This window comes from Plantactinospora mayteni (assembly GCF_016862935.1).
In the GTDB taxonomy this organism is placed as follows: domain Bacteria; phylum Actinomycetota; class Actinomycetes; order Mycobacteriales; family Micromonosporaceae; genus Plantactinospora; species Plantactinospora mayteni.
The window spans coordinates 85,144-98,707 of record NZ_BONX01000045.1 but is presented as its reverse complement, the minus strand read 5'-3'; the positions used below and the strand labels follow the sequence as shown (position 1 = coordinate 98,707).

Genomic DNA, 13,564 nt, shown 5'->3' with positions numbered 1-13,564 from the left:
GCTAGATACCCCTGTGGTAGGCGCGGAGCTTGACCACCGACCCGACCACCGCGGAGGCGACGAAACCGAGGTAGAGGACGTTGGCGATCCAGAAGTGCGCGGCCTCGAACAGCGCCAGGCCGAGCGCCGCGAGCGCGGCGGTCATCAGCAGTCGCTGCCCGATGCGGTCACCGAGCCAGTGGATCTCCCTGTCCCGGACGTCGCCGGACTGGCTCTCGCTGGGACGGGCGATCTCGACCGCGATGCGGGCCACGATCGACGTGACGATCGAGATGCCGATGGCCAGCAGCAGCGTCGACACGTACGGCACCGTGGACACGGGGGTGCCGGCCAGTCGGCCCAGCACGATCACGAGATAGCCGAGGTAGACGGTCACGCCGACCACCAGGGCGACCCAGGTGCCCTTCTCCTCGTACGACATTGTCGCCACCTTTGAGAGGTAAAGAATTCTTGACACCTCGAAGAGTAAAGAACCACAGACACCATGTCAAGTTTTCTAGACATGGCGGCGGTCGGTCGCACAGGTCCCCCGGTCCGGGGGCGCGTCAGCGCGCGGCGGGCAGCAGCCGGAGCCGGCTGGCGGCGTCACCCCAGATCGAGTACCCGTCGACGTACGGCCGCAGCAGCGCCGTCAGTTCCGGGTCCCCTCGACCGTTGAGGTCGTCCGAGGCGATCCGTCGCGCCGTCCCGGCGAGGAAGTCGGCGACCTGCACCCGGGAATCGAGATGCGACTCGGCGAACGTCAGCCCGGTCAACCGCCCGCTCGGGGCGTACGGCCGCGCCGCGCCGGTCGCGCACCGGACGAGCGCCGGGTCCGGCTTGCCGAACAGCTCCCGCAACTGTGCGACGGACTCGGCGGTCAGCCCGGTCTGGATGTCGTGCACGATCGACACCGGACGGTCGGGTCCGCTCCAGTACGTGACCGCCCGGACCAGTGCCGGCAGGATCGGGTTCAGCTCCGGTACCGCCCTCGGATCGTCGTGCAGCCGTGCCACCAGGGACTCCAACCGGGGTCGGGCCGCCCGGAGCAGTCCGACGATCTCGCCGACCGAGGTCGAGGTACCGGACCCGGCCGGGCCGCCACCACCGGACGAGAACCCCGCCGGAGCACTCGCGCCGAGCACCTCGACCAGCTCGAAGAACGAGTCGACCGAGACCCGTACGCCGCGCCGGTTCCGGGGTCGCAGCAGATAGTTGAACGAACCCAACAGCGCGGTCCAGCGCTGCGCCCCGAGCGCGGCCGGACCCTCCCGGTAGAGGGCACGCGCCAGGGCGGTCGCCTGGTGACCCTGGTACAGCCCGAGGCTCGCGTCGTAGCCGAGGTCCTCGACCAGCAGGTTGACGAGCTTGCCGACGACGAAGAACGTCTTCTCGGTCAGGTGCACCCGTGCGTACCCGGACAGCGGCCCCTCGGCTCCGAGCAACCAGACGAGCACCCGGCGGTGCTTCTCCCGCAGCAGGTGATTGGCCTTGTATTCGGTGGCCGGCGATCGGATCCGGTCCCGCAGCTCCAGCACACAGGCCGTCGCCGCCGCGCTGTCCAGTTCCGAACTGGCGTGCGCGAAGACGTCGGTCACCCCGCCGACCAGCCGTTCGCCCTCCGAGCCGGATTCGTCGCAGGCGATCTCGACGGGTTGGTCGGCCGCGTCTGACCCTGCCATCCGGCCTCTCCGTCCCAGTCGTCCCGCCCCAGCCTCGTGACCTTGGCCAGGCCCCGGCAAGCGAATTTCACCCGGCACCACGACCGCCGGCCGACACGCGCCGGGCACGAACACCCGGCCCTCGACCTCGCCGACCTCGTCCGAGGCCGTCGCTGGTCGATCTGAGCCGTCTACTTTGGTCTACCCGAATTCGCCCAAGGGCCGTTCCGGGCATCGGCCCCCAGCCGGGACCGTGGTGGCACGAGAGCATGCCGCCGCGCCCCGAACCGGGACGCGGGTCCCCGGCCGGCCGGACGCGGCGGCGGCCTGACGGGTGTGGAACCCGAGGGACGAGGCCCGCGAAGTGAGCAGCGAGGAGCCGCAGATGCCCGACGACCACGGCGTACCGGTCGACGCCCCGGCGGCACCGGCCGCACCGGACCCGACGCCCGAGACCGCTCCGGTCGAGCCCGCGAGGCTGTCCCGCTGGCGCCGGATCGGGCCGGTCGTCGCGCTGTGGCTGCTCGCCCCGTGGGCCGCCGAGTGCGCGTGGGGCGGCTTCACCGTCGAGGACTACCCGTTGGTCGTGCTCTTCCTCGGTCCGCTCTACGGCTCGGCCGCGCTGCTCATCCGGGAGACCGCCCGGCGCGCCGGTGGCGGTTGGCCGGCGATCGTACTGCTCGGCGCGGCGTTCGGGACGATCCAGGCCGGGCTGGTCGACCAGTCGCTGTTCAACGACGCGTTCCTGGACGACACCGAGTTCGCCGAGACGGCCGCCGCAGCGCGGGCGACGATGGTCCCGTGGCTCGGATTCAGCGCCCAGAACGCGCTCGGGTACGTCGGTGGACACGTCGTACTGAGCGTCTGTGTGCCGATCGTGCTCGTCGAGTCGTTCGTCGGGCCGGCCCGACGCCGCCAGCCGTGGCTGGGCCGGGTCGGTCTGGTGCTGGCCGGCGCCCTCTACCTGCTCGGCAGTCTGCTGATCTTCTCCGACGACGGCGGCCGGAAGGAGTTCCTGGCCAGCCCGCTCCAGTTGTCGTTCGCGGCGTTGACGGCGCTCGCCCTGGTGACCGCCGCGCTGCTGCCCCGCTGGCGGCGCGGACGGCGACCGGTCGACCCCGTCGGTGGAAGCGACGACACCCGTACCGGTGCGGCCGTCGAGGCGGCGGCCAGCCGAGCGCCGCATCCGCTCTGGGCCGGACTGGTGGTGTGCGGTGCCCGGCTCGCCGTCGACCTGGTGCCGAACTGGGCCGGCGTCGCGATCGGGGTACTGGCCAGCGCGTTCGCCGCCGTGGTGGTCGTACGGTGGTCCCGGCGTACCGGCTGGGGACAGCGGCATGTGCTGGCTGCCTGGGGGGCCGGGCTGGTGGTGGCGGCGGCCGGGGCCTACCTGGCACCGAGCTACTCCGCCGCCTCACCGACCCAGGCGCTGGTCGCCGACCTGACGGTCAGCCTGCTCACGCTGGCGCTGCTCGGCGGGGCGTTCTGGCGGCTGCGCGCGGAACGGTCCGGCTCGGCCGCACCGCTGCCGCGGGGCAGGTCAGCGGGGTAGCGGCCGGTTGGTGTAGACCGTGATCCCGTAGCCGGTGCCGTGCCGGACCCAGCCCACCGCGTCGTAGAAGGCGGTGGTGCCGGCGACCTGCGGGACGGTCAGCAGCCACGCCGGCCGGTCGGCGGTCAGTTCGGCCAGCAGCCGCCGGCCGAGCCCAACCCGCCGGGCCGCCGGATGTACGGCCAGCTCGGCGACCTCCAGCCACCCGGAGAGCGTCTCGACGGCCGGTCCGAGGAGGCGGCGTACCTGCGCGTAGGCGCGGTCGGCGGGGAACGGGGTCGGACTGGTCAGCCCGACCGCGAACCCGGGAACGGTCCCGTCGTCGGCACCGGATCCGGTGTTCCCGCCGTCGTCGGCCAGGACGGCGACGAAGCCCGGCTGCCCGGCCCAGTCGATCAGCAGCTCGCCGAACCGGGCGGCCCGCTCGGGCGAGTCGTTCCACGGTGGCGCGCAGAACACCGCCGCGTACGTCTCGACCAGCCGGTCGCGCAGCGCCAGCGCCTCCGGCCCGGTCAACCGCCGCAGCACCGGTACCAGTCCGAGGCGTCCACGATCCGGCAGCCTACCCGCCGCCGGTGACACCCTCGGCCGGATCGTCGGATCGGATCTTCCGGACGGCCGGGCGAGGTGGCCGGACATTCGCGGCCGTGAAACAGAACATTCAGTGACCTGGATTGGAACGAGGTTTACAGCTTTGAAAAGTTTCGATAGCTTGGCCCTAACTTTCGGTTCGGCGGCCAAAAGTTGCCAAGAGACCACTTCGGGCGAGTCGCAACGACGCCGCGTCCCGCGCCCGCTGTCGAGACCGGCCTGCTGCCGAAGGTGGGCCCGCTGTTGAGGATGGCCTGCTGCTGGGGAGGGCCTCGCTGTTGAGGAGGGATCGGAATCATGGGTAAGCACAGCATCGACCGCCGCGCGTTCCTGCGCGGGATTGCCGGCACCACGGTCGCGGTCGGTGCCGCGACACTGACCGAGGCGCCGGCGCTCGCCGCCGCCGACGGAAGGGGTGGCGGCGGTCGACTCATCCCGAAGGAACGGACCGGCATCCAGCTCTACAGCGTGCGCGACAAGATCGCCGAGTACGGCTTCGCCCGGGTCTTCGAGGAACTGTCCCGGATCGGCTACCGCGAGGTCGAGTTCGCCGGCTACACCCAGGGCAGCGTCGGCGCCATCACCCCCGGGCAGATCCGGCGGCTACTCGACCGCAACGGGTTGCGCGCCTCCGGCAGCCACCGGGGGCTGGGCGACTTCCGGAACAACCTCGACCAGGAGCTGGACATCGCCCGTACCCTCGGCATGCGCTACCTCGGCACCGCACAGGCGCCGACCGAGGACCGCACCGTCGACGGCTACAAGGCGGCGGCCGAGGAGTTCAACGGCTGGGGCGAGCGAGCGGCCCGCTGCGGCATCACCATGTACCAGCACAACCACACCATCGAGTTCAGCTTCGCCACCGACCAACCGGCGGTACGCCTCTACGACGTCTTCCTCGAGCACACCGACCCGCGGGTGGTGGCGCTGGAGATGGACATCCTGTGGGCGTACGGCGGGGCGCGGAAGTATCCCGGGTTCCGGCCGGTCGACTACGTGAACGCCCACCCGCACCGCTATCCGCTCTTCCACGTAAAGGACGGGGTGCCGCTGCCGGACCCGCAGCAGGGCAACTCGTACGCGGACGTGGAGTTCGGGCTCGGCGAGATCCCGTTCGCCGAGTTCTTCGGGGCGCTACGCGGGCACGGGCGGCACGGGTACCTCTGGGAGCAGGACACCGCGCCGAACGTACAGCCGAATCCGCCCGGCTCGCTCGGCGCGGCCGAACGCAGCTACCGGCGCATGCGTGAGCTGCGGAGGGAGCGGTGAGCGGGGCGGCGGACGCCGCCGGGGCCGCCGCGTACACCGGACGGCGCTGAGTGAGGTGGTGGTCGGCGCCGTCAGCGTGGCCGGCGCCGATCACCACCACCGCGTGTCGTCGCCGGTCGGCCCGTCCGACCCGACGTGCCGCCGGCCGCCTCGCCGGGGCGGCACACCGGCCGTCGGCGACCGGCTTGTGGCGGCACGGCGCCGCCCCGAACCCGCGACACCCCCGCCCGGCGGACCGGACTGGCCCGGACGCGGCCGGGATCAGCCCTCGACGGAGCCGTTGACGCTGACGGTGCCCGAACCGCTGCCGCGACCGGTGGTCAGCCGCTGACCATTGAGGACCGCGACGAGTTCCACCTCACCGTCCTGGTATTTCACGGTCAGGCTCCATTCGTGACGCTCGCCGTCGGCCGGCACCTCCACGGCCTGGCGCCACGGCAGCCGTACCGACTCACCATGGGTCGCCCGGCCGTCGAGTACGTAGCTGAACGAATCGATCCGGGCGTCACCGGTCGCCGTCAGGACCAGGCTGTGTGGCTGCCGCTCCGGTGCCGTCGAGGTCGGGTCGAGGCCCGGATTGCCCGTGGCGGGCGCCGGAGCGGGCGAGTCGGTGCCCGGTGCGGCGCCGCCGTCGTCGCAGCCGGCAACCAGGGCGGTCAACAGGACCGTGCCCGCCGCGAGCGAGCGCATCCCAGACAGCATGGGTCCGACTTTAGCCAATGACGTCGGGTCTACGGCAACCGCGAGAGATGTTCGGGTAACGGTCGCTCGGTCGTTTCCTGCCCGGGTCGCACGCCCGGCGCCGCCGGCACGATGGCGGCACCCCGGTCCCGACGGAACGGCCCCGGGGTTGTCGTCTGGGGAGGTGATCGCGGGTTCGGTAGGGTGGGAGCCGGTGTGCCGGGAAGTCTGGTCGGCGGTTCATTCGTCGACCCCACCGGAGGCACCGTGATGGCCACCCCCGGCAGCCGCATGCCGAGCCTGTTCGCCCGAGGTAGCTGGCCCGAGGTCCGCCGGGTCGGCGACATCCTGCGTGCCGAGACCGTCGGTGGGGTGTTGCTGCTGGTCGCTGCCATACTCGCGCTGGCCTGGGCGAACTCGCCGTGGTCCGAGGCGTACCGGTCGCTCGGCGACGTCGAGATCGGCCCGGCGGCCCTGCATCTGGACCTGTCCCTGGCGACCTGGGCGGCCGACGGCCTGCTGGCGATCTTCTTCTTCGTCGCCGGGCTGGAGCTGAAACGCGAGTTCGTCGCCGGGGACCTGCGGGAACCGCGCCGGGCGATGCTGCCGGTCGCCGCCGCCCTCGGCGGCATGACGGTGCCGGCCCTGATCTACACGGCGGTCAACCTCCGGACCGGGGACGGGGCGCTGGCCGGTTGGGCGATCCCGACCGCCACCGACATCGCGTTCGCCCTCGCCGTACTCGGGGTGATCAACACGCACCTGCCGGCGGCGATGCGGACGTTCCTGCTGACCCTCGCGGTCGTCGACGACCTGCTGGCAATCGTGATCATCGCGGTGTTCTACACCAGCGCGCTGCACTTCGGCTGGCTGCTGCTGGCGCTGGTGCCACTGGCGCTCTTCGGCGTGCTGGTCCAGCGGCGGGTGCGATCCTGGTGGCTGCTGCTGCCGCTGGCCGCGGTGACCTGGGCACTGGTGCACGCCTCCGGGGTGCACGCCACGGTCGCCGGGGTGGCGCTCGCGTTCACCGTGCCGGTGTCGCGGCGCAAGCCCGGGCCCGGTCCAGGGCTCGCCGAGCACTTCGAGCACCGGTTCCGGCCGCTGTCCGCCGGGGTCGCGGTGCCGATCTTCGCGTTCTTCGCCGCCGGGGTCTCGGTGGTCGGCGCGGGCGGCCTGGGCGCGTCGCTCGCCGACTCGGCCGCCATCGGCGTGGTGGTCGGGCTGGTCGTGGGCAAGGCCGTCGGGGTCTTCGGCGCGACCTGGCTGGTGCAGCGGTTCACCCGGGCCCGACTCGCCGAAGGGCTCGGCTGGTGGGACGTGTTCGGGCTGGCGCTGCTCGCCGGGATCGGCTTCACCGTGTCACTGCTGATCGGTGAGCTGGCGTTCGGCGCCGGCAGCGAACGCGACGACCATACCAAGATCGGCGTACTGCTCGGCTCGCTGCTCTCGGCACTGCTGGCGGCGGTCGTACTGCGCGCCCGTAACCGGCACTACCAGGGTCTCTGCACCGTCGAGGAGCGCGACAGCGATGCCGACGGGGTGCCGGACGTCTACCAGGAAGGGGATCGGAGCACCCGGGGATGACCCGCGCTGCCCAGCCGAGCCGCGCCGGGGCACGTACGCGACCAGTCGCCACTGACTACGGCGGCAGGTCCGGGGCCAGCGCGACGGCCAGCCGGTCGCGCCAGGGCGCCGGATCGGCACCGGCCGGTGGATGCCCGCTGGGCAGGGCCGACCAGTCGACTGTCCAGCCCCGGACCGCCGCCGGTCGCAGCAGATCCGGGTCGGGGATCCGGCGCAGCAGCGTACGGAGCAGCCGGGCCGACAGGCGTACGTCGGGCAGTTCGGCGAGCAGCACCGCGTCGTAGAGGTCCTTTCCGGCCGACAGCCCGTCGGTCGCCTGGTCGGTGCAGAGCCACTGGAGTTTCCAGGCCAGTGAGAGTTCCGGCGTCGCCGCCCAGACCACCGTCGGCGGGTCGGTCTCGTCCTGCCGGGGCACCGCGAGCAGTCGGGGCGGCTCGGGCAGCCATTCGTCGTACGCGAAATCGAGCTGGACCGTGCCGGCGAGCGCGTCGCCGACCCGCCAGGGGACGACGAGCCGGCATCCGCCGCCACCCTCCTCGGCGACCTCGCGGTATCCCGAGTCGTATGAGTAGCCCCAGGTGTTGTCCTCGGTGATCGCGTCCGGGTCGACGTGGAGGTCACCGGCGGCCGTGGGATGCCGGCGCAGCAGTTCGACGACGTCCTGGTGCGGGCTCGGCAGTAGCGCGGTCTCGGCGGCCTCGACCCAGTGCAGCCCTTCCGGGGGCAGCCGTGCCGGCAACCCGCCGGTGTCGAAGTTCTCGAACATCCACGGCTCGTCCCGGGGCACCCCGTGCACCGCCTCGGGCCAGAGCCGGACCGGGCCGAGGCGGTCGACGTAGGGGTGCGGGTGCAGGTCGTCGAGGGGGACAGCCACGCCCGGCCGGACCACCCAGTCGAGGTCGCCGGGCTCGCGCGCCCGGTCACCGACCCAGGACCGCATGGTCATGCTGCCGCGCAGCACCAGGACGTCGCCGCAGGATGCCGCCGCGACCAGCGCGAGTATGTGGTCGAGCACGGCACGCCGGGCCGCCCGTTCGTCGGTCAGCCCGGGGCCGGCCCCCGCTGGGCTGTCCACGCCGGGCAGGCTACCGGGCCGGTACGACGGGCACGTCCCGCCCCGGACGGTAGCCGCGGTTGCGGGCGGCCAGGCAGCACAGCACGATCTTCGGGTTGCCGAGGTCGGTCAGGGGCGCCGACAGCTATACCTTGTGCGGTGGTCGCCGGTTCGACGGCGGTGCGGTGGCCGGCGGTGCGGTGGCGGTGCCGGCGGACCGCCACGAGATCCGCCGGCCCGTCGGGGTTACGTCCGGCGGGGCGCGGCGGGCCCGGTCAGGCCGGACGGCGACCCGGCCGATCGGTCAGGGCGCGGAGCCGGTCGTCGAGGGCATCGAGATCCGGTACGAACCAGACGTGGTCGGCCCGGTTCGACTCCTCGACCAGCGCCCGCAGCGCCGAACTGGTCGCGAGGTGCGCGGAGATGTCGCCGACCACCGCCAGCCGCAGCCGGTAGTTGACGAACTTCTGCATGACCTCGCCGGCGAAGCGGGTGCCGAGGGTGAAGAAGCTCGCGTCCAGCCGGCTCGCCGGCACCGCCACCACGGTGGCGCCGAGGAACGATGCGCCGATCAGGTCCAGCGCGTCCTGTTCGGTGGCGATCGGCGGGCCGGCCGGGTCGCAGACCAGCACCGGCACCCCGGCCCGGTCCTGGATCTCGTCAGGCATCCGCCACCTCCCCGCCGAGCAGGCCGTTGTCGCCGTGTAGCACGGCGTCGAGCAGGTGCAGCAGTTCGGCGGTGGCGGCGGCGTCACCGAGTATCACGATCTTCATGCGGCCTCGTTCCTCGTCGTGCACGGTCTGCACCCGCAGCGGTCGCCCGGGGTCGTGGTTGGTGTTCGCCCCGGCCAGCAGGAGGGTGCCGAGCCGGTCGGCCCCGGACCGGTCGATGCCGTCGACCTGCACGATGCTCGATACCTCCACCGAGGCGGGGCTGCCGGGCCGGGCCGGGCCCGCCCCGCCGGTCAGCGCGTCGAGGTCGGCCCGGGCGATCCGGTACTGCTTGCCGATGCGTACCGCCCGGAGCCGGCCCGAGCGGATGTAGCCGCGCACGGTCCGGACGTGCAGGCCGAGCCGGTCAGCCACCTGCTCGACGGAGTACATTGCGTTACTCATCAGCCCCTAACCTACTCCGAATAGGGAGTGATAGGGAAGTTCGTTGCCGACGTCACCTGCTGCGACGGGTGCCGCACCCCCCTGTGCTGCTGTCGGACCAGGGCCTGCCGGACCGGGCGAGTCGGACCAGGGCCTGTATCGAAGTCGGCGGCGAGGTGGGCCGCGTGCGGCCTTGGCTCGCTCACCCTGCTCCGCCACGCCCCACCCCCGAGTCGCCCAGGCCACCGGCCTGGGCGACCCGGCGACGGTGGTGGCCGGATGGGGTGCGTGCCTGGTCGGATGGGGTGCGTGCCTGGTCGGACCGACGTTTGGTGGGTTTCTGGGCAGGGTTTGGACCGGTAGGCTTCGTGCGCGCTGCAACTCCGCGTTCGACGGCTGGTCAGCGGACGATCTGTCATTTTCCCGGGGGTTGGCGTGGCCTTGCCAGTTCATCCGGTCCAGCCTGACGACGAGGGGCGGCCGGTCGGTGGCGTTGGTTTGCGCCTGCACGTCCTCGGCCCGTTACGGGTGTGGCGGGACGGTGTCGAGTTGGACACCGGTCCCCGGCAGCAGGCGTATCTGCTGGCCTTGCTGCTGGCTCGGGTGGGCAGGCCGATCAGCGCGAGCGAGTTGATCGATCTGATCTGGGGCGACGGCGCTCCCAGCAGCGCGCTCAACATCATCCACAAGTACGTCGGCGCGTTGCGGCGGCTGCTCGAACCCGCGATCCCCTCCCGTGGAACCGGCTCATACCTGCACCGCCGCGGCAACACCTACCTGTTCACGGCGCCTTCCGGCATGTTGGACCTGGTCGCCTTCCGGGAGCTCGTCGAGACCGCGAAAGAGGCCCTCGCAGAGCATCGTCACGAAACGGCGCTTGATCGCTACGTCGAAGCGCTCGGCCTGTGGCAGGGCCGTGCGGGCGACGGATTCACGCATGGGCCGACCGCGTTGCCGATCTTCGCGGCCCTCGACGACGAGTTCCACGCCGCGTGCGCCGCAGCGGCCGAACTGGCGATGTCGCTGCGCCGGCCGGTGCCTGTGCTGCCGGCGGTGCGGCTGGCCGCATCGATGGCGCCGTTCGATGAACCGGTGCAGGCCACCCTCATTGCCATCCTCGGGGCCGCGGGACGCCGTGCGGAGGCACTGTCGGCGTTCCGCACGGTCAGCGCCTGCCTTGCCGACGAGCTCGGTGTCGAGCCCGGCCCGGCGCTGCAGGCCGCATATCTGCGGGTACTGACGCAGCCTCCGACATCGCCGGTCGTGACGGGTGCGGACGTCGGGGGTGACGGCGCGTCGGCGCGAGCGGCCGGGCTGGTCGGCCGGGCCGAGGAGCTCGCCGTCCTGCGGCAAGCCGTCGAGATGGCACTCACCGGCCGCTCGGCGCTCGCCATCGTCGAAGGCGAACCGGGCGTGGGAAAGACCCGCCTGCTGCAGGAGACCGCCGCCGAGGCGAGCCAGCTCGGCCCGTTCGTGGTCTGGGGTTCCTGCTTGGATGGTGATGGAACACCGTCGATGTGGCTGTGGGAGCAGGCGCTCCGTCCGATCCTCGACAGCCTGCCGGCGCCGTTGCGGGAGAAATGGCTCGCCAGTGATCTCGGCGGCCTCCTCGAACCGCGAAACGACAGCGCGGCCGCGCCAACGGTTCCTGACAGCGGCGCCCAGTTCCGCCTGCTCGAACAGGTCGTCACCGTAGTCGGGCAGGCCTCGGCGCAACGGCCCACGCTGCTGATCCTCGATGATCTCCAATGGGCTGACACTGCCTCGCTCCAGCTGTTCGGCCACCTCGCGGCCCGGCTACCCGCCGGCACGGTGATCATCGGCGCGCTCCGTGATCGCGCACCCGTACCCGGCTCTGACTTGTCGCGGGTCCTGGCCGCGGCCAGTCGGCTGCCGGATCACCGCAGGATCCGGCTCGACCCGCTCGGTTTGACTGAGGTGACCGAGCTCATCCGCCGCGAAATCGGCCAGGACCCGGGCGCTGATGTCGCCCGCGGCATCCATACCCGTACGGCCGGCAATCCGTTCTTCGTCCGGGAGCTGTCCCGGCTCCTGAGCGACGGCGGCTCGCTGCGGGATGGCGAGGCAGCAGTGCCGGCCGGGGTACCGGCCACCGTACGAGACGTTGTCCGCGACCGGATGGCCGGTCTCGACGACAGTGCTCGCGAGCTGCTGCGTGTCGCCGCGCTCATCGGCCGCGACGTGGACCTCGCCCTGCTCGCCGCCGCAGGCGGCGTCGACGTCGCGGACTGCCTCGAACGCCTCGAACCGCTGCAGGCGCTCGGTCTGCTGGAAACCAAGCCGGAAAGCCCGCACTCGCTACGGTTCGCGCACGACCTGGTCCGCGAGTCGGTCACCGAGACCACGACGCGGCAGCAGGCCGTCCGGCTGCATCTGCGCGTTGCCGACGCCCTCGAACGCACCCATGTGGACGACGAGTCTGTCGCCGAACGCCTCGCGTACCACCTGTGGGCCGCCGGCCCGCTCGCCGACCCGGCTCGCACCGCGACGGCACTGGCCCGGGCTGGGCGCCGTGCGGCGGCCAAGCTCGCGTTCGCGGCCGCCGGTCGGCACCTGGAATCGGCTGCCCAGATCGCGCGCACGGCCGGCCTGCGGGACCTGGAGCTGTCGGTGCTGTCACTGCTCACCCTTGTTGCCAGCAGGCACGCGGGATACGGCGGTTCGACGTTCGACCTGCTGGAGCGGGCCGAGTACCTGGCCCGCATGCTCGGCCGCGAGACGGAGGCCGTCCGCTTTCTGTTCGTTCGGCTGGTCGGGGCCTACACCTCGATTGAGAAGGACCGTGGGAGGTGGGCTCGCCGAGTGTACGAGCGAGGACAGGCGTCCGCCGACCCGATCATCCAAGCGTACGGTCGGCATGCCTGGGGCCTGTACCAGTGGGACATCGGCAACATCGGCGAGGCGTACCGCTTCTTCTTCAGCGCGCAAGGCCACACCAGCCCGCACCATGGTGCCGGCGACCTCGGACCGTGGAAGGTGCCGAATGAACGGATCGGTTGGCTGGCCGTGATCACCGCGTTGCACGGCGATGTCGAGACGGCACGGTCCGCGATCGACAAGGCGTACCTAGCCGACGAAGACCTGTTTGCGATGTCGGCCTGGGCCTATTACCACACCATGGCGGCCTCGATGGCCGGTGACGCGCGATGGGTGATGTGGGCGGCCGAGCGGTGGATCGCGGCCGGCGCCGACCGCTCCGGCGTCGCGCAGGAGCACTACATCTTGCTGGACTGGCACTGGGCCTGTGCGGTCACCGGCGACGACCCGGCCGGCAAGGCGGCAGAGGCCGAACAACTCCTGGCCGCGACCCTCCTCGACCCGCCGCGATGGGGCATCGCATACCACTACGGACTGATCGCCGAGATGTGGCTGGCCGCCGACATGCCCGACGCGGCCGCAACCGCCCTCGACCGAGCGGACCAGGCCCTCACGACCTACGGCCAACGTTACGCCGAAGGGCTCCTGCTGTTGCTGCGCGCGCGCCTGCTGCACGCCCGCGGCGAACCCGTCGACGTCGTGCGAGCCGCCGCCGAAGCAGCCCGCGCCCGATCGGACGAACGCGGGGCCTACCTCTTCGCGCGCCGCTCCGAGCGGTTCCTGGCCGAAATCGACCAGGAATCGCCGGACGTCTGATCGCGCGCTGGACGCGGAAGTCAGCCGCCGACGTGCGGCAGCGGCCAGGATCGCGTCGATCGTCGCCTGAGGATGCGACACCATGGAGAGGTGCGAGCCGGCCACCTCGGTGATCTTCGCGCCCGCACGTTGCCCCATGGACGGTGGAGTGTCGGCCGGGATCACCACGTTGCTGGATGGGCGGCGTAAGTCGATGCAGCCGATGGCGGATGTCGATCGCGGCCGATACCTGCCGGCAACGGGCGGGCAAAACGCACGAAACCCGCGGCCCTTACGTTTCGATGCGACTCATCCACTGAGGCGCGCCTAGGGTTCCGTCGCCCCTGCCACGGGGCGGGACTGGTCCGAGAGGCGCAGGCGGGGCCGGCGGCGCGGTCGGCGTCGTTCCACGGCGGGACAAAAGCCCGGGAGACAGCCACCACCCGGCTGTTCCCGGCCGGGCGA

At 71.9% G+C, this 13,564-nt stretch carries 11 protein-coding genes and 1 riboswitch; of the genes, 4 read left to right on the top strand and 7 right to left on the bottom strand.

The features are described 5' to 3' along the window. Position 1: 1 nt before the first annotated feature. Positions 2-421: a hypothetical protein gene (locus Pma05_RS30165; RefSeq protein ID WP_203860878.1), complete on the bottom strand. Its 420-nt coding sequence runs from the start codon at positions 419-421 to the stop codon at positions 2-4. 124 nt (positions 422-545) lie between these two features. Further along, positions 546-1,661 (bottom strand): hypothetical protein, encoded by a 1,116-nt coding sequence (locus tag Pma05_RS30160; protein ID WP_203860877.1) that lies wholly within the window; start codon positions 1,659-1,661, stop codon positions 546-548. Between the two features lie 364 nt (positions 1,662-2,025). On the opposite strand from Pma05_RS30160, the gene Pma05_RS30155 reads away from it, so the two are divergent. Beyond that, the gene (locus tag Pma05_RS30155) at positions 2,026-3,192 is read left to right on the top strand and encodes a hypothetical protein (protein ID WP_239313367.1); all 1,167 of its coding nucleotides are present in this window, start codon (positions 2,026-2,028) and stop codon (positions 3,190-3,192) included. Here Pma05_RS30155 and Pma05_RS30150 read toward each other — a convergent pair. After that, the gene (locus Pma05_RS30150; protein WP_203860876.1) at positions 3,181-3,720 is read right to left on the bottom strand and encodes a GNAT family N-acetyltransferase; all 540 of its coding nucleotides are present in this window, start codon (positions 3,718-3,720) and stop codon (positions 3,181-3,183) included. The two genes, Pma05_RS30155 and Pma05_RS30150, sit on opposite strands and share 12 nt — an antisense overlap. Positions 3,721-4,080: 360 nt before the next feature. Between Pma05_RS30150 and Pma05_RS30145 the strand changes: the two genes are divergently transcribed. Next, positions 4,081-5,052: a sugar phosphate isomerase/epimerase family protein gene (locus Pma05_RS30145; protein ID WP_203860875.1), complete on the top strand. Its 972-nt coding sequence runs from the start codon at positions 4,081-4,083 to the stop codon at positions 5,050-5,052. A 261-nt stretch (positions 5,053-5,313) separates the two neighbouring features. Here the strand turns inward: Pma05_RS30145 and Pma05_RS30140 are convergent, their stop codons facing one another. Then, positions 5,314-5,754 (bottom strand): hypothetical protein, encoded by a 441-nt coding sequence (locus tag Pma05_RS30140; protein ID WP_203860874.1) that lies wholly within the window; start codon positions 5,752-5,754, stop codon positions 5,314-5,316. Positions 5,755-6,003: 249 nt separating this feature from the next. Here Pma05_RS30140 and nhaA point away from each other — a divergent pair, with 249 nt between their 5' ends. Then, on the top strand, positions 6,004-7,317 hold the full coding sequence (nhaA, locus tag Pma05_RS30135; protein WP_203860974.1) for a Na+/H+ antiporter NhaA: 1,314 nt from the start codon (positions 6,004-6,006) through the stop codon (positions 7,315-7,317). 55 nt (positions 7,318-7,372) lie between these two features. Here nhaA and Pma05_RS30130 read toward each other — a convergent pair whose 3' ends face one another. From Pma05_RS30130 to Pma05_RS30120, 3 genes are all read right to left on the bottom strand, one after another. Next, on the bottom strand, positions 7,373-8,392 hold the full coding sequence (locus Pma05_RS30130) for a nucleotidyl transferase AbiEii/AbiGii toxin family protein (protein WP_203860873.1): 1,020 nt from the start codon (positions 8,390-8,392) through the stop codon (positions 7,373-7,375). A 254-nt stretch (positions 8,393-8,646) separates the two neighbouring features. Further along, a complete protein-coding gene (locus Pma05_RS30125) occupies positions 8,647-9,039 on the bottom strand; it encodes a DUF4180 domain-containing protein (RefSeq protein ID WP_203860872.1) in 393 nt (130 codons plus the stop codon). Continuing rightward, a complete protein-coding gene (locus Pma05_RS30120; protein WP_239313364.1) occupies positions 9,032-9,487 on the bottom strand; it encodes a helix-turn-helix domain-containing protein in 456 nt (151 codons plus the stop codon). Before Pma05_RS30120 ends, Pma05_RS30125 begins: the two co-directional genes overlap by 8 nt. A gap of 528 nt (positions 9,488-10,015) precedes the next feature. On the opposite strand from Pma05_RS30120, the gene Pma05_RS30115 reads away from it, so the two are divergent. Beyond that, on the top strand, positions 10,016-13,120 hold the full coding sequence (locus tag Pma05_RS30115; protein WP_239313361.1) for a BTAD domain-containing putative transcriptional regulator: 3,105 nt from the start codon (positions 10,016-10,018) through the stop codon (positions 13,118-13,120). 295 nt (positions 13,121-13,415) lie between these two features. Further along, a riboswitch (guanidine-I (ykkC/yxkD leader) is annotated at positions 13,416-13,533 on the top strand. The last annotated feature ends 31 nt before the right edge of the window (positions 13,534-13,564 follow it).